This is a genomic window from Aquimarina latercula DSM 2041 (assembly GCF_000430645.1).
GTDB classification, from domain to species: Bacteria; Bacteroidota; Bacteroidia; order Flavobacteriales; family Flavobacteriaceae; genus Aquimarina; species Aquimarina latercula.
On sequence record NZ_KE387187.1, the window covers coordinates 252,348 to 276,958 of the forward strand.

A 24,611-nucleotide genomic window follows, 5' to 3' on the forward strand; every position below is an offset into this window, starting at 1 on the left:
ATTCATAATATCTTACTTTTAATGTATTTAAAATCTTTAGAAATTTATTTACCTCTTTATGGCAGAAATACTTCTAATTCCTCTAGCGGTTTCTATTTGTAAGAAATAAAACCCTGTATCCAATTGCTCTGCATTTAATACCACTTGATCCAGAAAACTCATTGTGGTTAAACTTTTGACGCTTTTTCCCGAAACGTCATAAATATTGTACGAGATAATATTTTCTTTACGAGTTAAGTACCATATATCATCTGTTGGATTAGGATAGATTTTGATCCCTAATATGTCATCTGAATCAAAAGAGTCAACACTCAATATTAGATCAGTAAAACTATATTCTAATGTTTGTATATTAAAAGATACATCGTACGTTCCAGCTGTGGCAAATATATTTGGGGTAGAATTACCTGTGGATTGAGCGATTCCACTTGGAAATGAACTATCTACTCCGTTCCCTCCGAATTGGACAGCCCATCCATCATTTTGCCTAAACTTGATATTTCCATCAGATGGTATATTAAATCCATTGATTGAGTAATTAATTCCATCGGTAGTACTTAAATCTATATCTGGAGCGGTGAACCCATTAAAGTCTCCTATTAATCCAACTGTGTTTGGCCCATCGAAAGAAAACTCTAACGTATTAATATTAAAGGTAATGGTGTAAGTGCCTGCTGCATGCTGAAAATTATCTCCTCCATTAAATATAGCTGTCCCTTCAGGGAAAGTAAATGTCCCCCAATATGCTATTTCTGAGTTATCATCTTGACGGAATAACAAATCGCCCGGCTCTGTAAAGGTATGTACCAACGTATATATTACGTTATCTGTAGTATTTAGATCTAAATCAGGTTGACCATTAGCTGGCCAAGAATTAAAACTACCATACACACCTATTGACTGCGCTATAACAGTGGTTAGTGTAAAAAATAAAAACGTTAAAAAGAATAATTGTTTTTTCATATTATTGTTTTTAGGGGTTAAACATGTGGCAATAATCAGTTTATATCATAAAAATCGAAATAAACTTAATGTGATTAGCAATTAACCACTTTACTCATAAAATGAAGGGTGAAGAATTCATTTTTAAAGGGTGAAGAATTCGTTTATTACTGTATTTTTGATTAAAAATCAATTTTTTAATCAAAAACATTGATTTATCGTATAATTTTCAGCTTTATACTCAATAAAACACAACTTATTACCGTCTTTAATTTAGAAAAACTGAGAACAACTAAGACTTATTATAGAACTCAGAAGGATTTTTACCAAATTTTTGTTTGAAAAGCTTGCTAAAATATTTTTTATCCGAATACCCTATTTGATAACTCGCTTCGGCTATAGTAAGTTTATGTTCTACAATCAATTGCTTGGCAATTTTTAGTTTAAAATCACGAACAAATTCTATAAATGTCATCCCAGTTATTGATTTTAGCTTTTTATAAATAACAGAATGACTCATTCCTAATTCTGAAGAAAGAAAACTTGCATTTAATGATTCAGAATCTATATTTTCATTTATGATCCGTGTTAATCTTTCTAAAAAAATTTCGTCTGTTCGATTAGCTGCTATATTTTTCGGTATAAGCATGGAACTAGATTCAAATTTTTGACGTAATAATTTACGTGTATTTAATAAATTATTTATTCTACTTTTCAATAAAAGTTCATCGAATGGTTTAGTGATATAATCATCCGCGCCAATATCATACCCCTTGATTTCGTGATTCAATGAAGCTCTTGCTGTTAATAATATAATTGGGATATGACTTGTATCTATATTGGTTTTTACCTTTTTAGTCAAAGTAACTCCATCCATTATTGGCATGACAATATCACTTATTATCAGATCTGGAATTTCTTTTTTAGCCAACTCATAACCCTCTTTTCCATTTGAAGCTATTAAGATATCACACTCTTCTTGTAATAATATTTTTAAATATTCTCGTATTTCACTATTATCTTCAACAACAAGAAGCTTATAACCGCTTAACTCAGAAACTTTTATCATCTCGGAAACATCTTTTAATTCTAGATTGGTTTTGTTATTATCTAATATCATTAGATTTTGATCAAAATAATCACTTCCTTTTAATAGAGCCACCGTAAATGCAGTACCAATTCCTTTTTTGCTTTCTACTTTTATGATTCCTTTGTGTTTATCAATTATTTCTTTTGAAATTGATAAACCTAAACCAAAACCAAACTCTCCAGAGTTTTTTAATGAATCATCTACTTGATAAAAACGATTAAAAATTTTTGATAGCTGTTTTTTGTACATTCCTATACCACTATCTTTTATTATTAATAGAACATGTTCTGATGTCGCTTCTAAATTAATGGATACTATCCCGCCATCCGAAGTAAATTTAAGTGCATTAGAAACCAAGTTGTATATTACTTTCTCAATCTGAATTTTATCATACCAGACTATGGTTTCTGAAATATTAGAGTTAAAATGGAACTCTATATTTTTTTGAGTAGCTAATTCTGTAAAGGATAAATAAATTTCTTTACAATATTCTACAAATTCGTTTTTAGTGATTTTTAATTCAATATTATTAGTGTCAAGTTTTCTAAAATCTAACAATTCGTTTACTAGATTAAAAAGATTATTTCCATTTTTCTTTATAATTTTTACGAAATTATTTTGCTTACTTTCCTTGCCGTCATATTTCTCATAAAGTTGATTTATTGCTCCTAAGATTAGAGTAACTGGTGTTCTTATTTCGTGAGAGATATTTGTAAAAAACTGTTGTTTAGCAATATATAATTCTGCATCTTTTTCTCTGCTTAATTTTTCCAGTTTTAAGTTTGTTTTCATGCGCTCCCAAGCAACTATATATTTTCTAAAAGCGTAAAACATGAATAAAATCATTATTCCATAACAAACAAATGACCACCATTCTAACCAAAATGGCTTCAATATTTTAAGGCGCAAACTCGCATAATTATTACCCCATTCACCGCTACCCTTTATCTTACTTTTTACTTTGAAAATATAACTACCCGACGGCAGACTGGTATAGGTAACAGTATGATCTGTTCCTATATCTCTCCAATTTCTATCAAAATTTTCCATTTTTATAGAGTACTCTAAATTCTCTGAAAAAGGGAACATTAAAGCTGTAAATTCGAATGTTATAACATCCAAATTGTGTTTTAATTCTATGTAATCCTCAGAAACAATATTTTTATCTAAAATGCTTTTATTAGAAATCTCTACTTCTTTATTAAATAATTTAAAACTTGTAAGTTTTACTTCGGGATACGGACGATTATTGATTATTTTTTTAGGATCAAAACGTATGACACCCTTAGTATGTCCGAAATAAAGAAGTCCCAAGGTATCTTTATAAACAGAATTTATATGAAACTCTCCTTTAAGATCATAAAATGAATTGAAACTATTCGTTTTATATTCATAGTTGAAAATACCTTGTTTGGTACTAAACCATATTTTCTCATCATTATCTTCTAAGATTCCCGTTATTGTAAGGTCTTTAATATTCTGTTCTTCATCAAATCTATCAAATCTACCAGTTTTAATATCCAGACGATTTATACCTTCTCCTGAAGTACCTACCCATAAATTATTCTTTGAGTCTTTAAAAATTGATAATAAATTATTACTGCTTAGTGATTTTTCGTCTATTTTGTTATGCGTAAAATGCTTAAATCGAAGAGTTTTGGTATTGAATAAGTTTAATCCTCCTCCAAAAGTAGCCATCCATAGACTATCCCCATCTTTTTCAAGGCCAACTATGTTATTACTATTAATAGTATTCTCTACCGAATCCTTTGCTCTATAAGAAGTGAATTTTTTTATTTTAGAATTAAAATAATTTAATCCTCCTCCCCAGGTAGCTACCCAAAGACCTTCCTTTTTATCTTTTACGATATCACGAACATCGTTATAACTTAATGAGGAATTGTTCAAGGGATTATGTAAATATCTAGTGAAACTTCCAGTTTCTAAATCAAAATTAATCAACCCTCCGGCAAAAGTTCCAATCCAATAAGAACTATCTTGATCTTTAGTAATAAATTGCACATATTCTCCAGAAATCGATTTTCTAGTATCGCTATTAAAATAAGAACCCGAATATTCTGATGAACCAAATATAGAAAGTCCATTCCCATCTAATCCCATAAATAGAAGGTCTTGATCCTTAAATATAGAAAGAACAGGATATGTATTTTTTCTAGTTATATCACTAAATAAAAAATTAACATAATCATTCTCTTTTAGACAATTTAAGCCATCCCAAGCTGTTCCTATCCAAATATTACCATCCTCATCTTCTTGAATATCATAAATAGCATTACCAGATATAGAGCTTTCTAATTGAGAGTTATGCGAAAAAATTTTGAGTTTTGGTTTTGGGGAATTGTAATTTTGATATTGGAACACTCCATCTCCGTCAGTTCCGATCCATAAAATATCTTTACTATCGTGATATATCGTTCTTACAATCTTAATTTTTTGCTTTAACTCTAATTCATCTTTAAAAAAGTCAGAAAACTCAGATTCAACTGTATTATAAACTAAAATACCATTTCCACTTGTACCTAATAAAAGTTCCTCATTATTTAAATAAGAGATATCATTAATAAAATCGGAGAATACATTTTGTCCTTTTGAAAGTATCTTATGAAACTTTTCAGAAGTAGTATCGAACTTATTTAAACCACCACCAAAAGTACCTATCCACAGGATTCCTATAGAATCTTGAAAAATACTAGTTACACTATTATAACTTATTGAATATTGAGACGCCTCATCATGTTTGTAAGTAATAAATTTATCAGATTCGGGAAGAAAATGAGACAATCCATTTTCAGTACCTATCCATATATTATTTTTAGTATCTTCAAAAATGATATTTACTTGATTAGAAGGTAACGAATCCTCATCAATAATGCTGTTTGTATAAATGGTAAAACTATCCGTTGATGAATTATAAAGATTTAGACCTCCTCCAATTGTTGCAATCCATAATCTTCCTTTACTATCTAATAAAATATCTGATATATCATTAGCACTAAGATCACTATTCTGTTTATTATAAACTTTTACTTGATAACCATCATATCTATTAAGTCCATTTTTAGTGCCAATCCATAAAAAGTTATTATTTCCTTTTGCTATACTTGTAATACTATTATTAGATAACCCATTAGCTTGGCTAATTTTTTTAAAAATAGATTGGGACTGACAATAAGTATAGTTTATCGAAAAAACAAAAAAGAAAATACTGATTAGAAATCTAGAAATCATATCGTAATGGAACTGTTAATTAATCGATGTCTATAGAAAATCTTATACAAACATCACTCCCTAATTAATTTAAAGTATTGTGGTGGAATAGGCTTTTTTTTAACATTTCCTACAAATTAGTATTTTTTTTTTGGTTTTTAGTTAGAATCTCTTTCTATTAGTAAAGATTTGAGAATTTCTGTTTTAAATTTTGTTTTATTCTTTTGTTCAATCCTTTTAAGTTATATCTTCAAAGCTTTACCCACCATTTCTAGAGTCTGTTGATCTACAGTTGATAGAGAGGATGTCATATAAGACAAAAACAAACCATTATTAAAATTGATAACTGCTATATCATCGGGAATCCTATATTTAGTAGTATTTATTGTTTGTAAAATTTTAATTCCTGATATCTCATCTGCAGCTATTATTGCATCTATATTATCTTCATCTAAAGCTCTTTTTATTATTTTTTCAAAATTATGTTTTCTGAAACCTTTATCACTCGTTGATATTTACTACCTTTTTAATTACATTTAATAGCGTAGAGGCATCCATTTTCTCGGTCTTCGATAACACTTGTAATATTGATAGTCATTAAAAAAGCTATTTTGGAAGAATTTTTTCATAGTAAGTAGTTTGTAGCAGAGTATGATAATTCAAAATCTTCAATAATTATTTTATATTATTCTATTTCAAGTATTATTCTGTTAAACATAATAATTGGGGCATACCCTGATTTACCCATATTAGATTAATACTCATAATTTTTAAACGAGCTTGTTTCTTTTACCATAGATATGATAAAACCATCAACTAATCCTTTATTAGCTAACCCTAAAAACTCTACTTCTTTCTGATACCAATCATTAAAGATAAATATCATAATATGATATTCATATTTCCTAGCTTCTTGTTCAATTCCTAAAATAGATTAAGCAAAAAAAAAATAGATTCTAAATTAGGTTTTATTACTCCTACAGTATTTGTTTTTCTACTATTGAAGTATTTAGCTTGAATGTTTGGAGAGTATTCGTATTCCTCTGTAATGCTCTTAATTCGAAATTTGGTTTTATCATTAATTTCAGAACTATAAGAAAGCGTTTTGGATACGGTATATATAGAAACATTAAGCATTTTTGCCAATTCTTTTAACGTAACCATTTGTTATCTTTTTAAAACTTCATCTAGGTTTATCTTACTACAAGAATCAACAATCATACTTGGAACAAAAGCTGATATTTCTAAATCCTCGACTTTAGACACTCCAGAAAGAGTTAAAACTGTATTATAACCTAATTGAATGCCTCCTAAAATATCTGTACTAAGCGTATCGCGAATCACAATTGTTTCTTGAGCGGTTAATCCTAATTTTTTTCTGGCTGCTCTCATCATAACAGGGCTTGGTTTTCCAACAGAAAAAGCTTTGACACCCGTAGCTTCCTCAATCATCGAGACAATGGACTTAATTCCTAGATTATTCCAACCTCTCTTCCTAGGAGAAGGGTCTAGATTAGTTGCTATAAATTTAGATCCTGATAAGATCATTTCAACAGCATTATTGACCATCTCTAAGGTAAAATTTCTACCTTCGCCAAGCACAACGTAATCAGGTTTATCATTTATCAATTCATAACCTACAGCATGTAGACTTGATATCAATCCTCCTTCCCCTAAAACATACGCTGTACCCTTAGGCTTCATAAAAGATAAAAAATAAGAGGTAGCCATTGCACTAGTATATACATTACTTTCCTTTATTGATATACCCATTTTTTTAACTTTATTAACCGTATCAATTGGAGACCTTTGACTATTATTAGTCATAAATAAAAAAGGAATTTTCCTTTTTTGCAATTCTTTTATAAAGATATCTGAACCTGGTATAAGATCATCACCGCTGTATATAACACCATCCATATCTATTAAAAATCCTTTTTTCATACTATTATTTTAAACTATAATGTTTATTAAATAAAAACCTTAGCGTTTCCGCTGCTTGTTCTGCTGTAATATCACGTTGCGGATCTGCAAACATCTCATATCCTACCATAAATTTCTTTACAGTTGCTGACCGCAATAATGGTGGGTAAAATGACATATGAAAATGCCATTCTGGATGACTATCCTGATCAGTAGGAGATTGATGAATACCCGCAGAATATGGAAAGCTCACATTAAATAAATTATCGTATCTAATCGTTAAGTCTTTAATAATACTTGCAAAAGAGACAATCTCTTCTTCTGTTAATTGACTTAGGTTCTGTATATGTCTTTTTGGCAACACTAAAGTTTCATAGGGCCACACTGCCCAATAAGGAACTAAAGAAACAAAGTTCTCATTTTCGGAGATTATTCTTTCTTTCATCTCTAGTTCTTGCTCTAGATAAGATAGTAACAAACTCTTTTGATGTTTATCCCAATACTCATCCTGTTGTTTTGTTTTTTTAGAAGATTCCAGTGGGATGGATTCTTGAGCCCATATTTGACCATGTGGATGCGGATTACTACATCCCATAACATCTCCTTTATTTTCGAATATCTGTATGTGATTAATATATGGTAGTTCTCCTAGTTCTTTATATTCCTTTTTCCATAGCTTAATTACCTTTTGTATGTTTTCTTCTTTCATTAAAGGTAATGTCAATGAATGATCAGGTGAAAAACAAACCACTTTACAAATACCTCGCTCAGAACTACCTTGCAAAAGACCGTTATCATAATTTTGTTCTGGAGTATCTGATAATAATGCAGAAAAATCATTTACGAAAGAAAAAGGATCTTTGTAATCTGGATTCTTATCACCACTCATTCTCATATTTGTTGGGCATAAATAGCAAGTCTCATCGTAAGAATCCGTTTTTTTTACAATTATAGTTTCTTGTTTTCCTTGCCAAGGTCTTTTAGTCCTATGTGGAGATACCAACACCCAATCTCCTGTCAATATATTATATCTTCTATGTGGATTATTATTTATGACTTCTTCCATCTTTATTGATTTTCTTTAACAGTAAGTAACTGGTGACTCGTTCCGTTACTAGGTGCTACCTTAAAAGCATCTAATTTTATATTGAACTTATCTTCATAAGCCCGACCTATTTCCTCTATATAAGTATCTACAAAATCCTTATGAATTATATTAACAGTACATCCACCAAAACCACCACCCATCATCCTAGAACCCAAAACAAAGTTCTTTCCTTTAGAGAAATCAACCAAAAAATCCAACTCATTACAGCTAATCTCATATTGATATCTTAATCCTTCGTGACATTGATATAACAACTCTCCGAAATTTTTAAAATTGTTACTTCTTAAATACTCTGCTGCCTTTTGTACGCGCTCGTTTTCCTGGATGACATATATACATCTTTGGTATACGACAGGTGACATTTGTTCCTTTACTTCTTCCAACATACTTAGCGTCACTCCTCTTAAAGAAGAAACCGAGCTGTATTTTTCTCTAATCACCTCAACTCCTTCTTCACACTCTTCCCTTCGCTTATTATAGTGACTGGTAGAAAGGTTATGTTCTACATTAGTATTGATAATTAAAACACTATAATCTGTTAATTGCATAGGAATCAACTGATATTCTAAAGAGAGACAATCTAAAAACAAAACCATATTCTCTTCGCCAAAAACAGAGGCATATTGATCCAAAATTCCACATTTAGTTCCTACATATTCATGTTCTGCATCTCTGCTTAACTGTGCTATTTCTAATTTAGATAATCCAAGATCAAATAATTCATTAATTCCATAAGCAAATCCACATTCTAAGGCCGCAGAAGAACTTAATCCAGATCCTATAGGTAATTCACTACTTATAACACAATCAAATCCCTTAACACAATCTGATCGATCTAATAACTGTTGTAATACTCCTAGAATATAATTCTCCCAACTTTCTTTACTAGGCTTGATTTTAGCAAGATCCACAACAAGAAATTTATTATAATTTTTACTCAGAACATTACATATATTGGTTGTTCCGTTCTTTTTAAATTCAAATTTTATTTTTTTGTCAATTGCTGCAGGAAGTACAAATCCATTATTATAATCAGTATGCCCGCCAATGAAGTTTATACGTCCAGGAGAATCAACTATGATCTCAGGATTAAAATTGTTTTCTTTGTTCATAGTAGCGATATAAAATTTAAGTAACAAATATAATAAATGTAAAAAATACATTTATTATATTTGTTACTTAAATTTTATAGATTTTGGTAAAAATCAACAGAATCATTGGTACGAGAACAAAGAGAAGATATTTGTTGCTATTGATTGCATTATTTTTGGTTTAGACAATGGAGTTTTGAAACTTTTAATTTTTAAGAGAGAAATTGAACCTTTAAAAGGATCTTGGTCGTTAATTGGTAGTTTTGTTAGATCTCATGAAAACTCGAATGAAGCAACCAATAGAATTCTAAAAGACATTACAGGCCTAGAACAAATTTTTACCGAAGAACTGAAAACATACTCCGACGTGCATCGAGATCCTGGAGCTAGATGTATTTGTATTGCACAATATGCTCTGATCCGAATAGATCAAAACAATAAAGATCTTGTTGAGAAACACGGAGCATTATGGTTCCCATTAAATGAATTACCTAATCTTATATTGGATCATACTACAATGGTTGCTGATGCATTAGAAAGATTAAGGAATAAAGCTAAATTTTTTCCATTAGGATTCGAACTACTACCTAATAACTTTACTTTGCCCCAAATACAATTATTATACGAAGAAATTTTTCAGAAAAAACTTGATGCACGTAACTTCAGAAAAAAGATATTATCATTAGATTTATTAAGAAACATAAAGAAAAAAGATAAATCTTCTTTTAAAAAAGGGACATTTCTATATCAGTTCGATCCCGAAAAATATGAACAATTTAAATCAAATGGCTTTGATGCACCAATACTAAAAAATAATATTTTATAACAACTCCTTAAACTAAAGTAAATATAATTGACAATTTTTATATAATATTTCCTTTTCCTCAATTATTAACATATTCAGCTATAATTTTTTTACATTATTTTGATAACAAACTAAATTGACGCAAAAATTACAACGTAAAATAAATCTAACCCTGTTTTGAATACCATGTCAAATCGTTTTTAAAACCCTACCTTTTTTTATTTATCGAAAATCGACGATATATTATTGAAGCAAATCAAATGATATAATTAAAAAAGAGCATTCTTTATTTTTCAAATAAGAGTTATAAAGCCAATTACCCAAATTAAAATTTTTCCGGTAAATACAAGCCGTAAGTTGTTAATCTTATTAAGGAAAAAACGCACTCAGGAGCAATTTTAATCTACAGCAACGTTAAAAAGATATTATTTTTAATCATAGCATTGTCGGACACAACTATATTCACAATCGCCTAGTTTTGTTATTATAGAATCTCCTCTTCAGGGTTTTTAAAATTACGCCTCTAGAGTTCACAATCCTATCTTATTTATTATTTCGATTGCTAAAAGCAACTCCTCTTCGGCTTTATTAACGAATATTACTTTTAATCAAACAAATAATAAGTAAAATGAACCGAATACTAAAGCTTCAAGTTGAAAATTTGATTTAAGTTATAAATTACTCAAGAATTATAAGTTTCCTTTCAAGTGATCGCTTAAAATAAATACAATTTTAAGCGAATACCTATGTTGCTTAAAATCAAATTATTACGTTTTAAAAAAGTAATTTTCCTTGTACCTTTTGATAAAATATCATCATACTACTTAATAGTAACTTTATAGTTTTGTAGTGTTAAAAACTCCATCTTACCGATGGGCGTAAATCCATATTAAACAACCCTATAAACTTAATTGCTTATTATTATGAAAAAATTAATTCTATTTAAATTAGTATTCTTTCTTTTTGCACAACTATCCGCACAAAGATCAAAAACACCATGGAACAACGGAGAATATCACACAAAACAGCACAAAATAGATGCATCTACTCCCTTGGATCTAAAAAAGATTAGGAACCATTTTTTACCTACCAACCAAAATGTCAAAAATAATCCAATTGCCAAAGCAAACCGAAACACTGCTCCATTTGAAACTCCAAACGGAATCAATATCGCTTGGGTACAATATGGTCGAGATATTGGAATAGATCCAGATAATGGAAGTGAATGGAGGCCAAATCTTGAGAAGTTTGGAGAAGTTATGGACTTTGTTGTTGCAAACGGAGGAAACGTAGTGCGATGGTGGTATCATACAAATGGATCTACAAATCCAGTTTATGACTCTAATCAAATGGTTACTACAAGTCCACAATTTTTTAGTGAAGATGTGAAGAGCGTCCTTGACTTAGCAAAATCAAAAGGATTAAAAGTACAGATATGTTTGTGGTCTTTTAATATGCTAAAGGACGAATGGGGCGTAGATGCAGTAGCAAACAAAAAACTTCTTACTGATGAGACATATACCAATGCTTACATTAGTAATGCCCTGATACCATTAGTAAATGATATTGGAAATCATCCGGCATTATATGCTTGGGAAATATTTAACGAGCCAGAAGGAATGACTAACGAATATGCTAGTCGTTGGCCTGGATTTTTACAAAGAGTAGAAATGCCGTTTATCCAAAAATTTATAAACAAAACGGCTGGAGCGATTAGAAGAGCGCAACCAAATGTTAAAATCACCAACGGAGCGCTGGGTTTATCAACTAATATGGAAGATGCTGAGAAAGGTTTCTGGAATGCGTACTCTGATGCCAATTTAATTGATGCCGGTGGTGATGAGGATGGATATTTAGACTTCTACAATGTTCATTATTACAAGTGGCAAGGATATAAGGGCTCTCCATTTCATAACGCTTTTGATACAAATAAGATAGATAAGGAAACGGTGATAGGGGAATATTTTCCAGACGATCTTTTGTTTAATAGTGATGATTTAGCTAACGATCCTGGTATATCATCAGGTGATATACCAGTTATTGAAGCAAAGGATTTTGGGATGAAACTAATACAAAATTCTTGGGCGGGATCTCTCATATGGTCATGGACAGATAGAACATCCGATATTAAAAGATATAATATGTCAGTTATAATGAGTGATTTTGCTCAAAATAATAGTACCCCAATTGCTAATGCTGGGAATGACCAAACAATTATGGATAGTGACGGTAATGGATCCGAAAATGTCGTTTTAAACGCATCTGAAAGCAGCGATTCTGATGGGTCTATAGTTTCTTATGTTTGGAAAGAAAATGGTAATGAAATTGCCTCGGGAGCTGAAACCAACGTGACACTAAATTTAGGTTCTCATTCTATCGAGTTAACCGTAACAGATAATACTGGTGACACTTCCAGAGATACCGTTAATATTATAATTAAAGAAGAAAATACTAACACCGACAATCCTTCTAAAATAGGTCTCCTTTGGACTAGTTGGGATGAATCACATTTCGCTAACTATCAATCATACATTGATCAGCTGGACTCTTGGGGGGTAGAGTACATTTCCCTAAACCCAACTTATTTCATTAATACCTACGAAGAAGGAATAGTCACAACTCTAAATGGGACTACCAAAACTCCTACAATAGATACTCAAAAGGCTATCATTAAAGAACTTATTGCTCGCCAATATTATATAAATTATCGCCCGCATTTGGATCCTATTAAATTTGCGATGCCAGAAGGATCTGAACGAGATAACTTAAATACAATCCCGGGAGGTCAGGATTGGAGAGGTAAGTTTAACCTATTAGACCCAATAAATCCAACTATCAAATATAAGGAAACCATTATTTTACCCGGATTACAAATGTTAGCTGAAGCTATAAGAGAACAAGGAACTCCAATTACACCAATAAGATTTGATTTAGGTGCGGAATTAATGGATTCTACATTAAACTATCCTGAGTCCTGGGTAACTTTGCAAAATGAAGTAAAAAACCTTCTACAGACTACATACAGTGATATCGCTGAACATATAGTTCTGTCTCATAATTACTGTCACCATATAGAATATTTACTTCGTTTACCTAACCATGCTGAATATATGGACAGAATAGAGCCAAATCAGCGATTAAACCCAGATGTACAGTTCCTTGATAGAGACGGGGTAACTTATGAAACCCTTTTACGTATTGGTCAATATATTGCTGGACTAGACGAGGTGAGTATTTCACAATACATGCCCATGGATATTTATGCGGCTGATACTGCTTCAACAACTCCAAAAAATGTTGAAAATGCTTTAGATCTACATGGCGAAAATTTCATCTATGAGATACTTATAAATGAATTAGGGATAGCTGCAGAAGATTTACCAGCATTACATATTGGTGAATATGGTATGGGTATTAGAGGACTAACAGCACCGAACGTTTGGGATGCAGACGCGTGGCAAAATGCTGGAAGCGGAAGTTTACTTTTAAACGATACGGAACAAAAAAGACAAGCTGCTATTGGTATTGATGGTATCATTAACTACGTGGGAAAAAATAACACCAACTACAATTCTTTTCTTCTATGGTTTGGAGGAGCACCATATGATTTAATCGGAATTAATGAATATTCTAATTGGTATAACGAAGCAGCAGCTAACTCATTAAGAAATTACTGGAATACACATTCTGGAGCTCCAATAATTACAACTCCTAACATAGATATCGGAGTACAAAAAAATCCAATCGCTGATGCGGGTGCTGACCAATCTATTGTAGATTTAGATGCAAATGGAACGGAAACAATAACACTCGATGGTTCTTTCAGTTCTGACCCTGATGGTATAATCGCGACATACATTTGGACTAAAGATGGAAATCAAATAGCTGATGGGCGACAATCAGATGTTGATTTACCTATTGGATATCACAACATTACTCTTACCGTTACAGATGATCAAGGGTTAAGCTCTACAGATCAAATTGCTATAGATATCAAAAAAGAAGACGTATCTATTCCCGTAACTAATATATATGAAGCAGAAAAAGCTAACCTAAATGGAGTAAATATAGTATCAGATACATCAACGAGTGGCGAAGAATATGTATTTATGCAAGGTAACAGAGGAAAAATAACTTGGGATATTAAAGCTCCCTCAAAAGGAACTTATCAAATCGGTATAAAACACAAAGTTCCTTTTGGCACTAAAAAACAATGGTTAAACGTAAATACCGCCTACATTGGAGAATTAACCTTTACAGGTTCTGGAGATCAATGGCAAACAAAGACTATCGAAGTAAATCTAAAAGAAGGTAATAATACACTAACGTTAACTGCTAACTGGGGCTATATGCACATCGATTACATTTCGTTAAATACACAGATTATTAACAGAGAAGCAAACAATCAAAATAGTATAATTGTATATCCGATTCCAGCTGATAATAAACTAACAATTAACCAAATAGAAACTGGAGATTTAATATACATCTACGATTTACTAGGCAAGACTGTACTAAAAACTAAAGCGACTTCAATAAGTGAAACCTTAGACATTTCAGAACTAAAATCTGGATATTATAATATATATGTCTTAGGAAAAGATAGGAAATCATTTATTAAAAAATAATATAGTATAAAAAATTAAAAAGTGTCTTTCTTAATTTTGAATTTTTAGCAAACCTGCGATTTTTATATCGCAGGTTTTTTTTTAACATCTAAAGCAAGATCAAACTTATTGTCCTGTTTATGTAAACATTCTAAATTACCTAAAAAAGGGAGAATTCTACATTTTTAATATCTCTGAATTGTACTCTAGAGGCTTTATTTTAGAATTAAAAGGTGCAGCTGAAGCATTTGCACTCAGGTTAATGAAATAATTCAAGATTGATCTGTAATTTATAGTTATTGTATTAAATGCTTTAAACCTTGTTCGTTTAACTTCTCTATCACAGTATGCTAATTTGACGTAAGCCATTTGTATCGAGTTTGTAATATTGAATATCTTTCCTAACCGTTCTACTAAATCATCTGCTTTTAGATATTTGGATATTAGCTAAATGATATCTTAGATATTGATTTTGAGCCCATTTATTAGGTACTGTATAAAACAAATTTCTACTTATCACTAGGAGCTTTTTTTCTATTATCCCCATTAGAAAAACTGTGAGGATTGAATACCAATAGCTCTAGTTTAGCTAGTTTGATTTGTTTATTTTCACTGACTATAGTTTCCCATCGTTGTTTAATCCAAATATCTTAAAAACTTCCAGTACAAGTTTTTGTTTAACCAAGGAAGGCGCTTCATAGGTAAATACTAACCCTTTCATCTAATTGAAAAATCTTGAATAGTAACTTCTTTAAGAAAACAGTTAGAGATCATAATCTAAGACAAAAACTCTTCGGTACAACTATCTTTTCTTCAAGATAAAAACGAACAACATTGTTTCTAATTTCATGCTTAACCATATTAAAATAAGTAATCAACAAAACAATATAACGATCTAATCTTTTTTCACAAAGGTCGTACAACTACGGGATTCCCCTATAATTTTTAAAAATTATCCATAAAAAAGTGTTTACTCTTATAACCAAGTTCCTGACAAAACTCTATAAGAAACTACATTATCAAAAATAATCTGATATAACTTGTAGTATTCATAATTTAAAATTTTAACTTTTAATTAACTATAAAAAGTTGTAAATGATAGAATCCACTAATTTTTTGACAAAATAACATTATAACAATTTATTAACACTAACTAAATTGCATTATAAATTATTTATTTTTTTAACATTTTTTTAAAGATTAATTTTAATTTTTGACTAATTAACCTGATATATTATGAAAAAAATTCCCCTGATTCTAATTTTATTTAGTTTTGTTATTTCTGCTCAACGTTCTGAAATACCTTGGAACAATGGAGATGGATACAAAAAAAACTATAAAGTAGATGTTGCAAAAACATTAAAGACTAAGAATATTAGTGATTATTTTACTAAACAAAATCAAAATTTTAAAATTCCCGCTCAAAAAACAACAAAGACCTTATCCATAAATCCAGTGGTTAATGGAATAAACATTGCATGGGTTAATTTTGGGCGTGATGTCGGTGTAGATCCTTTTAGTGGAGGAAATTATAGACCTGACCTAACAAAATTTTCCGAAGTTATGGATTTTGTTGTTCAAAACGGTGGTAATATAGTTAGATGGTGGTATCATACCAATGGCTCTACTAATCCCGCATTTTCCAATCAAAAGGTAATTCAGAATCCCCAATTTTTTCACGATGATGTACTCGAAATCTTGGATTTAGCAGAATCCAAAGGCTTAAAAGTACAAATTTGCCTTTGGTCTTTTGATATGTTAAAAGATCAATGGGGCGTCGATGCTGCGGCAAATAAAAAACTACTTACCGAAGAAACATTTACTACTGCTTATATAAACAACGCGCTTACTCCTCTTGTTAATGCTATTGGCAATCATCCTGGACTATATGCTTGGGAGATATTTAATGAACCAGAGGGCATGACAACAGAATACGCTGGACATTGGGAAGGGTTCTTACAAAAGGTAGAAATGCCTGTTATCCAAACTTTTATTAACAAAACCGCTGGTGCAATTAGAAGAGCGCAGCCGAATGTTAAAATCACCAATGGGGCGCTTGGATTACTTACAAATATGGAAGATTCGAACAAAGGTTTTTGGAATGCCTATACAAATGTCAACCTCACTAATGCAGGAGGTGATCAAGATGGTTATTTGGACTTTTACAATATTCATTATTATAAATGGGCCAAGGTAGCAGGATCACCTTTTCATAACCCTTTTGATTCTGGTAAAATTGATAAGGCAACCGTGGTTGGTGAATATTATCCAGATGATCTTATACTATCGGGAGTTCCTGCTATTAACACTAAAGACCTTGGAACAAAATTAATGGATAATTCATGGGCCGGATCTCTTGTATGGTCCTGGACAGATAGATCGTCATCTAGGGATAAAACTAATATGGCTTCAATAATTAGTAGTATTAGCAATCATTCTTCAGGTGGAGATGGCTCTGATGATCAAAACACCACCTTAGAAGCAGAACTAGCTAATTTATCCGGAAGCACTTCTATTAAAAATAACACTTCTGCTAGTAGCGGAAAATATGTGCAATTGGGTTCTTCGCCTTCTACAATTACTTTCGCAATCAATAATGTTCCATCTAATGGTAACTATAAATTAACAATCACACACCGATCCTTTAATGGCAACTCAAGTTACGGTAACAAAAATCAATATGTTAAGTCCAGCGCCAGTAACAATGCGGTAGACTTCTTATTTTCGGCATCAAATGACTGGAGAGAAGATTCATTGGACTTATATTTAAATGAAGGAGATAATACAATTACAATCATCGCCCATTGGGGATATACAGATATTGATCACGTCAGTATTAACCTGCCTTCTACAACAACGAATAATAATGGATTAATTAAAGATGGTACTTACTATTTAAAATCATCAGTTAATTCGCAACGCCTGATAGCACCAAAATGGGCGAGTTATAATACCCAGATGAATAACCCAGGAAATTATAATGATCAAAGATGGGTATTTAAACACCTAGGTAATAATGTATACACCATTCTTAACAAAGGAACTAAAAGATACTTACAAGTAAAGAATGGAGAATGTAATAATAAAGTTAACGTTTATTCCTCATTATCCGCATCAGGTGAAAACACAAAATGGAAAATTATCTATCGGGGTGACGAAACATACTCTCTGAAACCAATGAGTTGCCTATCCAGAGCCCTAGATAGAGACGGTGGGGCTACTAATGCTAATATCCATCTATGGAATTACATTAATACTAATAATAACCAAAAATGGAAAATTCAGTTCTACAATAATGAAAACAAAATATTTAATCAAAAATCAAATACTGATTTAAAAATATATCCTAATCCAACTGTAAGCAACCTAAAAATTGAAGGACTAGAAATAGGAAGTAATATATTTATTTACGACCTATTGGGTCGCAAAATTCTTAACCGAAAAACTAACACTGAAACTGAAAATTTAGATGTCTCAAACCTAAAACCTGGATATTACAATATATCAGTACTGGGTAAAAAGAAAAAAATATTTCTTAAAAAGTAAATAAAATGATAAAAGCAGAGGCTGAATCTTTTAAACTCATCACCTCTGCTTTTCATATACGAATAATATATAATAGCTAACTCATAAATATCGCTCTAATTACCGCTTACTGCATTATATCTCTTCGAAGATGCATTAATTCCTGGTTGCCACGTTCTAGTAAACTTAGCCATGTTATCCTGAACTACTTGGGGTAAATCTCCAGCATATTTATCCAATGCGCCATCTCCTAAATATAAGCCAACATATGCCAAAACATCATCAGTAGCCAAACCACCATTAATAGTGAAAATTGGTTCTAAATTCAAAACTTGTCTCGGATCAGAACCTTTTGCTTGACTAGCCTCGTTTCTTGTTAATAAACCATCATTATTAGTGTCTAATAAATTAGCAAAATCTACAGCATATTGATTTCCTGTTTTACCACCCACACTAATTCCTTCGAACAATTTTTTCATATAAATAATGAAATCGCTTTTCGTCATTGATGGATTTATCGGAGGAACATTACCCTGATAACCACATAATTCAACAAACTGATCATCAATATTGATACCTAAATTTCTTTCAATGTCTAGGACAGCTTCTCTAGTATTACACGGGTTACTTACTACGCCTTTTACACTAACAAAAAGCTTATCACTATTTAAACATCCAGCATTACCATTACCTACATAGGTAACACAAGCTTTATTACCAGGATTATAAATAAAGTCACCACAAATAGTATCATTATCGGAATCATCCTCATTATCATCGTTGTCATTGCTATCTGTAGTAGAATTACATCCTCCTGATACAGCTTGGCCGGAATCTATCCAACATCTTCCACAAGCTTCAAAGGAATAATCATCAGGACAAGTTGACTTTCCATTGACAATAATTTTAGATACTGAATCACCTGTTTCATTAATACTCTCATTTTCGCAACTTGAAAATAAAAGCATACTAATAATTGTAAATACTAAAAGAAATCTCATAATTAAAAAATTTAAATTGGTTTAAGTTTGTAAAGATCATATAGTATAAAATAATACTTAAATATTACCATATTTTATACCACTTACCTAACACGTTTCTACCACGCATACCTATTAGTTTAATCGTTGAACCTTAATTTTTAATTAAAAAGCTTTTTTTTTACTTCACAATTTAAAAATCAATATGAAAAAAAAAATTAGTAGTCTCGGGTTTATTATGCTATTAATAATAAGTTGCGGAAAAAAAAAACAAATTTCTACTAAGTATACCCACATTACCGACACGATAATTTACCAGAAATTAGGAGGAACACAGGTAGGCGATTTTATTTGTCCGAAAACAGTGAATGATGTAATTATACAATTAAATAATCTCAATCCTAAGGCAAATGTTGGTAAACCTGAAATGACCATACAGGGTCTACATAACTATATAAAAGAAAATAATATAACTACGATAACTCAATTGTTAAATTCTCTACCTGATCATTATAAGAATAATTTTTCATTAGTAGAAATAACCAAAGGGGATGGCCAGTCTTCATTACAATATCCTAGGATAGTACTTTTTGGACCTGACGGACATTTATTAATGAACATTAGCACGAAATCTAATGATCCAAAATATGAGCTTTTGGATTGTGCTGAATTAAATATCGACAATGGAAATTGGGAATTTTCTCAATTTGATTTTACTTCAGAAAAACCAGTACTGCACAGAAACCCTAAATCTTGTATTAGCTGTCATGGTGAAAACCCTAGGCCTACTTGGGGAACAAATATGGACTGGCCTGGAGTATTTGGAGACAATGAAGCTTCTGGACCTAATGGAGAAGCATTATCCTTTAGGCATGCGATGCGCATGAATGAAATACAAAAGGGTAATGGAGGCTCAGATCGATTTAATTTTTTAGAATGGGAAAATGAAAAATTAACCTCAGGTGGAGTAAGAAAAATAGCTAACAATAATTTTGGAGCCGAATTATTAGTTTCTAATATGCACATAGGAACAGCTACCGCAAGAGGCATCTTTTTAAGAATGAAACATTATAAACCAAAACTTTATGAGGAGCTTAGAGAAACTTTCTTACTTTTGGGCTATGATTATATGTTTAACGGACTCTTAAGTGATATGGAGAGGAGAAAACTATATCATAAATATGACCTAAATTCAATTAACCCTCTAAAAAATTTATTCGCAAAGACTGGGATCGATATGGAAGAAGCTTTTTCACTAAGTACTCTAGCCAAAAAGGAAAAGCCAAAATTACGATGGAGTCTTGGTGCAGGAACTTTAGAAGATCTCGTTTTTCTGCAAATTTTAGACGATTTATCAAATGACAATATTGAGGTAAGAAACATTTTAGCTTCCCTCCCTAACAATTCAGGAATTTTCAAATGTAATGGTTTAGGAAAGAATATCCTTGAAGTAGTACAGTTCAAAATGCTACATATGTTCCATCTAAAAGGAGCTGCTAGATATCAGGTTAACAAAGTTTATTACCCTCAGGATGCAGAAAATATTAAAAGTAAAGTTTTTGAACCCATATATGATCATTTAATAAAATTCCTAAGGAATAAGGAATTTAAAGCATAATTTATATGGTAAGATATTTACTAATAAATTCAATTGATCATTTTTATGTAAGACTTCATATTCCTTTTCTTTTCCTTGATTTTTGACAAATTGAGCTATTATTTTTTCATTACTATGCCAACCAACTGTAGTTATATAAAAACCACTACCCCAAAATGAACCTCCCCAAAGAGCTCTTTTAACTCCTGGAACTTGAAAAAAAAATCTCTCTAGCTGTTATACTTTCAATCGTCCTAGCTATTTTAGTTGAACCATAGATTAGGACACTTTGAAGTAAAAAATGCACGTGATCCTTGTCAGATCTTATTTCTAAAAGATTAATCTCGCACCTATCATATATGGCTAGATAAGTTCGTTTCAAAATTTGATCATCCTTTGGACTTAAAACGGAACGACTATGTTTTGTAGAGCAAAACAAATGATATAGCAACAAAGAAACGTTGTGACTTTTGTGCATCTAGGAGCTTGAGCTCACGCTCAAGATTACCATTGTTTTTCGTGAGAGGCAAACATCAGGATATTAAACCCTCCTAGAAGAACAGAAAAGCTTGATAAAATTCTTTATCAAGCTTTTTTAATATCCATTATCAAATTACACAAAATTACAGTCGATTAATCAAAAGTCTTTCAATATAGGTCGTTTGATTGATTTTTATAGTTACAAAGTACGTTCCTTGCTGCAAATGCCTTATATCAATCATATTATCACCCGAAGTTTTAAAGATAGGTTTTGGAATTGAATTAATTCTCCTACCATTAATATCTAAAATATAAACCGCATTTATTTGCTGGTTATTATCTGTGTGGATATAGATATAGTCGTTGCTAGGATTTGGTGAGATCTTTGGTTTTGAAGTTATGATCGATACATTTTCTCCTAAGGATTGATTTGCTTTTTCAGAAGATCTAGAATTCAATAAAGTACTATTTAAAGAATTGCTTCCATGGAGCCATACGGATTTGTTTATTTCATTTTTCCATTTATTAGCGATGGTGTTGTTAATTTGAACACCAGCTCTTCCCCAGTACCCATTCTCTATATTACCTTGCCCGAACAAGGCAGTATCATCCTCCCAATTGGTATTGATATAATGAACCTGTCTGATAACATCTTTGTTAACATATATATATTCGAAAAATGAAGCATACCATTCATTCCAAATTTGAGATGCTGTTTTTGACTGACAGCTTGATGCTGCAGTTCCATCCCAAACTTCAGAAATATTACAGTTATTTAGATTCAGAAGGTCATACCCTTGAGGAGTTGATTCTGCAATATATACAGGTTTGTTTCTGCTTCTTGCAAATTGAACCACTTCATTTGCTTTGTCTCGTTGTGTAGGAATTCTAGGTTCCATATTGCTATTTTCATCCGCCGTTATAAACCAAGATAATCCTACCCAGTCTACATAACTGTCACCAGGGTACCAGCTGGAAATATCTCCAAAGTCTCCTTCTCCAAATCTTATATCCAGAATATCATCAACTGGTGAAGCAGAGGATTGCCATACAAATGCTACATTAGTTACTCCTTCTGCCCTTAGTACATCAACAATTCTTCTATAAGCGTTAATATAATTAGCTCTGACTTCGTATCCTACGTTCCAGTTTCCATCAAATTCATATGCTATTCTTAAATATATAGCTTTATTGGAGTATTTTTTGAAGAATACTGCCAATCTTTTAATTTCATTATCCCATTTTCCTTGTCCTATTTGATCGAGACAACCCTGACACCAATAATTCACTCCGTTAGCTGTATTTTCTCCTTCAGTCATGCTAAGCCCAATAGACAGGCTTGAATTCTCATATCCCAGTATTGTACTACGGCTATTTAAAGGGCCTGCTCCCCAGTCCACATCTATAGTGGATCCATCACCATTTCTTGCAATACTCCCATTAGTTGTTTCTCCTAGTCCACCATATTGTGGAAATTGAGATGATAGCAAACTATAAAATGCTATATACGTTGCAGTACCGCCCATTTCAGGAAATCCTTTAGAATTAATGCCCCCTTGTTGATAGTCATGTAAGGTTTTAAGGTCTTGCCCTATTGTTAATAAAATTTTCTTGTTGGGAGGTAATAGTTTGGCAGTTATATCCTTATCTCCATTGCTTCCTGAAGCTATCGTAATACCGCCTAAGTCTTGCGGACATTCATTATTACCCCATCGTACCCAAAGATCATAATTACCAGGAGAAAGATTACTTACTTTAGTGGATCCAGAATTATCTGCTACGTTGTAAGGATAATTACTACCATTATTGATACTAAATTCAATATTGGTTCTACCTGCAGTATTAGGAAAATCAAATTTAATACTTCCGTCATTTGCCCCTTGTGAGGTTTCGTTGGTTATACTAACAGTTACCGATGGTATGTCTGACCCTATACATAGTCCTGAAGTATCACAGGGAGCGCAATTAAACCCACCACAGTCAATACCCGTTTCTCCCTGATTTTGGATTCCATCATTGCACGTAGGATTGTTAACGACCCCCAAATCATTTAGTAGATTAGATCCCCCGTGAAGAAAGTTTCCGTTATCTATATAGTTACTCCAATTAGTGGAGATCGTATTATTTTTTTCTATTCTAGTATCTCCCCAAAATCCTGCATTGGCATCAGGCCATTTCCATAAAGGCTGTGATTGCCAGTCTGCATTGATATAAGCTACTGCCCTTATTACGTCAAGATTATTATCAATAAATGGAATAAGTTGGTCAGCGAAATATTGATCCCAGATACCTTTACCACCAAGTGACTGAGGGCTTCCTGGCCTATCAAACGGATGAAAAGTTCCTTGATCAAATTCGTAATACTGAGCAGAAACTTCCGCCATCATAACGGGTTTATCTTTATTTCTGGCAAAATTTAGAATATACTCAAGATTATCGCCATTGAAATTTTCGTTAAAAAAGAAAAACGAAAGACCGACATAATCTACGTAGTTATCTCCCGGATAATACGAATCAATTATATTACCGGTATTTTCCCCCCACGTAGCTGATTGCCATACATAAGCTACATTAGTAACTCCTTGAGCATTCAGAAAGTCTACAATATATTTATACGCAGCAATATATCTTGTCGGATTATATCCATTCCAAGGGCCATCAAATTCATAACCAATACGCAGAAAAATTGGTCTGGGAGCATTTCTTTTAGCAAAATCTCTGAATTTGATTAACTCGTTATCGTGAAAACCATTTACGATTTCAATTAAACCATTAGGATGGACCTCCCCCTCACCATCAGCTTCTTCGACCATCCATAAACCAACAGATAATGCAGAATTAGGATAACGATCTAAGGCAGCTTGTAGTCCAATATCTCCAGCACCATAATTTATAGTAGTATTTAATCCAGCCATAGAATAGATATCGGTGTACATTGTTACACCGGCCGGAGTCGGAAATTTACCTGAATTGACATATCCGTCGATGGATCCAAGATCCTGACCGATAAATAACATAGTTTTACCACTAATTGGCGCAAATTTTCCCAGTATCGTCTGAGCAACTGAGTTTTCTGTAACACCTGGCATAAAAATTAGGAGCAAGAATAACAAAGGTTTTAGATTCATATTAAGTTGGTTTTAAAATTCGTTAAAAAATAAATATTTATTAGTTGTTTTAAAAAATCGAAATTTACTTTTCACAACTAAAAATATATCAACTCACCTATACAACT

15 protein-coding genes and 1 pseudogene are annotated in these 24,611 nt (G+C 31.8%); 4 read left to right on the plus strand and 12 right to left on the minus strand.

The window, feature by feature from the left end:
* Window positions 1-48: 48 nt before the first annotated feature.
* The 8 genes from H526_RS0127660 to galK all read right to left on the minus strand — a co-directional run bounded on the left by H526_RS0127660 (window position 49) and on the right by galK (window position 9,403).
* Window positions 49-963 (minus strand): T9SS type A sorting domain-containing protein, encoded by a 915-nt coding sequence (locus H526_RS0127660; protein WP_027395907.1) that lies wholly within the window; start codon window positions 961-963, stop codon window positions 49-51.
* 271 nt (window positions 964-1,234) lie between these two features.
* Window positions 1,235-5,281 carry a hybrid sensor histidine kinase/response regulator transcription factor gene (locus H526_RS0127665; RefSeq protein WP_027395908.1) on the minus strand — a complete coding sequence of 1,349 codons (4,047 nt, stop codon included), beginning with the start codon at window positions 5,279-5,281 and terminating at the stop codon, window positions 1,235-1,237.
* Window positions 5,282-5,502: 221 nt separating this feature from the next.
* Window positions 5,503-5,775 (minus strand): substrate-binding domain-containing protein, encoded by a 273-nt coding sequence (locus H526_RS32695; RefSeq protein ID WP_081415724.1) that lies wholly within the window; start codon window positions 5,773-5,775, stop codon window positions 5,503-5,505.
* A 239-nt stretch (window positions 5,776-6,014) separates the two neighbouring features.
* On the minus strand, window positions 6,015-6,146 hold the full coding sequence (locus H526_RS32540; protein WP_281171976.1) for a hypothetical protein: 132 nt from the start codon (window positions 6,144-6,146) through the stop codon (window positions 6,015-6,017).
* A gap of 38 nt (window positions 6,147-6,184) precedes the next feature.
* Window positions 6,185-6,424: a LacI family DNA-binding transcriptional regulator gene (locus H526_RS0127675; protein WP_027395909.1), complete on the minus strand. Its 240-nt coding sequence runs from the start codon at window positions 6,422-6,424 to the stop codon at window positions 6,185-6,187.
* A gap of 3 nt (window positions 6,425-6,427) precedes the next feature.
* Window positions 6,428-7,204 (minus strand): HAD-IIA family hydrolase, encoded by a 777-nt coding sequence (locus tag H526_RS0127680; RefSeq protein ID WP_027395910.1) that lies wholly within the window; start codon window positions 7,202-7,204, stop codon window positions 6,428-6,430.
* 4 nt (window positions 7,205-7,208) lie between these two features.
* Window positions 7,209-8,249, minus strand: coding sequence for a UDP-glucose--hexose-1-phosphate uridylyltransferase (locus H526_RS0127685; protein ID WP_027395911.1), 1,041 nt, complete (start codon window positions 8,247-8,249; stop codon window positions 7,209-7,211).
* A gap of 2 nt (window positions 8,250-8,251) precedes the next feature.
* A complete protein-coding gene (galK, locus tag H526_RS0127690) occupies window positions 8,252-9,403 on the minus strand; it encodes a galactokinase (RefSeq protein WP_027395912.1) in 1,152 nt (383 codons plus the stop codon).
* A 175-nt stretch (window positions 9,404-9,578) separates the two neighbouring features.
* Between galK and H526_RS30390 the strand changes: the two genes are divergently transcribed.
* From H526_RS30390 to H526_RS0127710, 3 genes are all read left to right on the plus strand, one after another.
* Window positions 9,579-10,208, plus strand: a complete 630-nt coding sequence (locus H526_RS30390) for an NUDIX hydrolase (protein WP_245591249.1) — start codon at window positions 9,579-9,581, stop codon at window positions 10,206-10,208.
* A 902-nt stretch (window positions 10,209-11,110) separates the two neighbouring features.
* The gene (locus H526_RS0127700) at window positions 11,111-14,815 is read left to right on the plus strand and encodes a CBM35 domain-containing protein (RefSeq protein ID WP_027395913.1); all 3,705 of its coding nucleotides are present in this window, start codon (window positions 11,111-11,113) and stop codon (window positions 14,813-14,815) included.
* A 1,215-nt stretch (window positions 14,816-16,030) separates the two neighbouring features.
* Window positions 16,031-18,340, plus strand: coding sequence for an RICIN domain-containing protein (locus H526_RS0127710; RefSeq protein ID WP_027395914.1), 2,310 nt, complete (start codon window positions 16,031-16,033; stop codon window positions 18,338-18,340).
* 95 nt (window positions 18,341-18,435) lie between these two features.
* Here H526_RS0127710 and H526_RS30395 read toward each other — a convergent pair whose 3' ends face one another.
* On the minus strand, window positions 18,436-19,320 hold the full coding sequence (locus H526_RS30395) for a hypothetical protein (protein WP_051336398.1): 885 nt from the start codon (window positions 19,318-19,320) through the stop codon (window positions 18,436-18,438).
* Window positions 19,321-19,504: 184 nt separating this feature from the next.
* Here H526_RS30395 and H526_RS30400 point away from each other — a divergent pair, with 184 nt between their 5' ends.
* A complete protein-coding gene (locus H526_RS30400; RefSeq protein ID WP_051336399.1) occupies window positions 19,505-20,917 on the plus strand; it encodes a hypothetical protein in 1,413 nt (470 codons plus the stop codon).
* Here the strand turns inward: H526_RS30400 and H526_RS32700 are convergent.
* From H526_RS32700 to H526_RS0127725, 3 genes and pseudogenes are all read right to left on the minus strand, one after another.
* Window positions 20,891-21,103: pseudogene (locus tag H526_RS32700) on the minus strand (hypothetical protein); the annotation flags it as partial. The gene H526_RS30400 and the pseudogene H526_RS32700 overlap by 27 nt on opposite strands.
* Window positions 21,096-21,374 (minus strand): transposase, encoded by a 279-nt coding sequence (locus H526_RS32705; protein ID WP_211237864.1) that lies wholly within the window; start codon window positions 21,372-21,374, stop codon window positions 21,096-21,098. The pseudogene H526_RS32700 and the gene H526_RS32705, both read right to left, overlap by 8 nt.
* Before the next feature lie 145 nt (window positions 21,375-21,519).
* A complete protein-coding gene (locus H526_RS0127725; RefSeq protein WP_081415725.1) occupies window positions 21,520-24,504 on the minus strand; it encodes a glycosyl hydrolase in 2,985 nt (994 codons plus the stop codon).
* Window positions 24,505-24,611: the final 107 nt, after the last annotated feature.

Coding starts and splice junctions, on each gene's coding strand:
- H526_RS0127660 (WP_027395907.1), bottom strand. CDS start 963: ATGAAAAAACAATTATTCTTTTTAACGTTTTTATTTTTTACACTAACC.
- H526_RS0127665 (WP_027395908.1), bottom strand. CDS start 5,281: ATGATTTCTAGATTTCTAATCAGTATTTTCTTTTTTGTTTTTTCGATA.
- H526_RS32540 (WP_281171976.1), bottom strand. CDS start 6,146: ATGATATTTATCTTTAATGATTGGTATCAGAAAGAAGTAGAGTTTTTA.
- H526_RS0127675 (WP_027395909.1), bottom strand. CDS start 6,424: ATGGTTACGTTAAAAGAATTGGCAAAAATGCTTAATGTTTCTATATAT.
- H526_RS0127680 (WP_027395910.1), bottom strand. CDS start 7,204: ATGAAAAAAGGATTTTTAATAGATATGGATGGTGTTATATACAGCGGT.
- H526_RS0127685 (WP_027395911.1), bottom strand. CDS start 8,249: ATGGAAGAAGTCATAAATAATAATCCACATAGAAGATATAATATATTG.
- galK (WP_027395912.1), bottom strand. CDS start 9,403: ATGAACAAAGAAAACAATTTTAATCCTGAGATCATAGTTGATTCTCCT.
- H526_RS0127700 (WP_027395913.1), top strand. CDS start 11,111: ATGAAAAAATTAATTCTATTTAAATTAGTATTCTTTCTTTTTGCACAA.
- H526_RS0127710 (WP_027395914.1), top strand. CDS start 16,031: ATGAAAAAAATTCCCCTGATTCTAATTTTATTTAGTTTTGTTATTTCT.
- H526_RS30395 (WP_051336398.1), bottom strand. CDS start 19,320: ATGAGATTTCTTTTAGTATTTACAATTATTAGTATGCTTTTATTTTCA.
- H526_RS30400 (WP_051336399.1), top strand. CDS start 19,505: ATGAAAAAAAAAATTAGTAGTCTCGGGTTTATTATGCTATTAATAATA.
- H526_RS32705 (WP_211237864.1), bottom strand. CDS start 21,374: ATGCACAAAAGTCACAACGTTTCTTTGTTGCTATATCATTTGTTTTGC.
- H526_RS0127725 (WP_081415725.1), bottom strand. CDS start 24,504: ATGAATCTAAAACCTTTGTTATTCTTGCTCCTAATTTTTATGCCAGGT.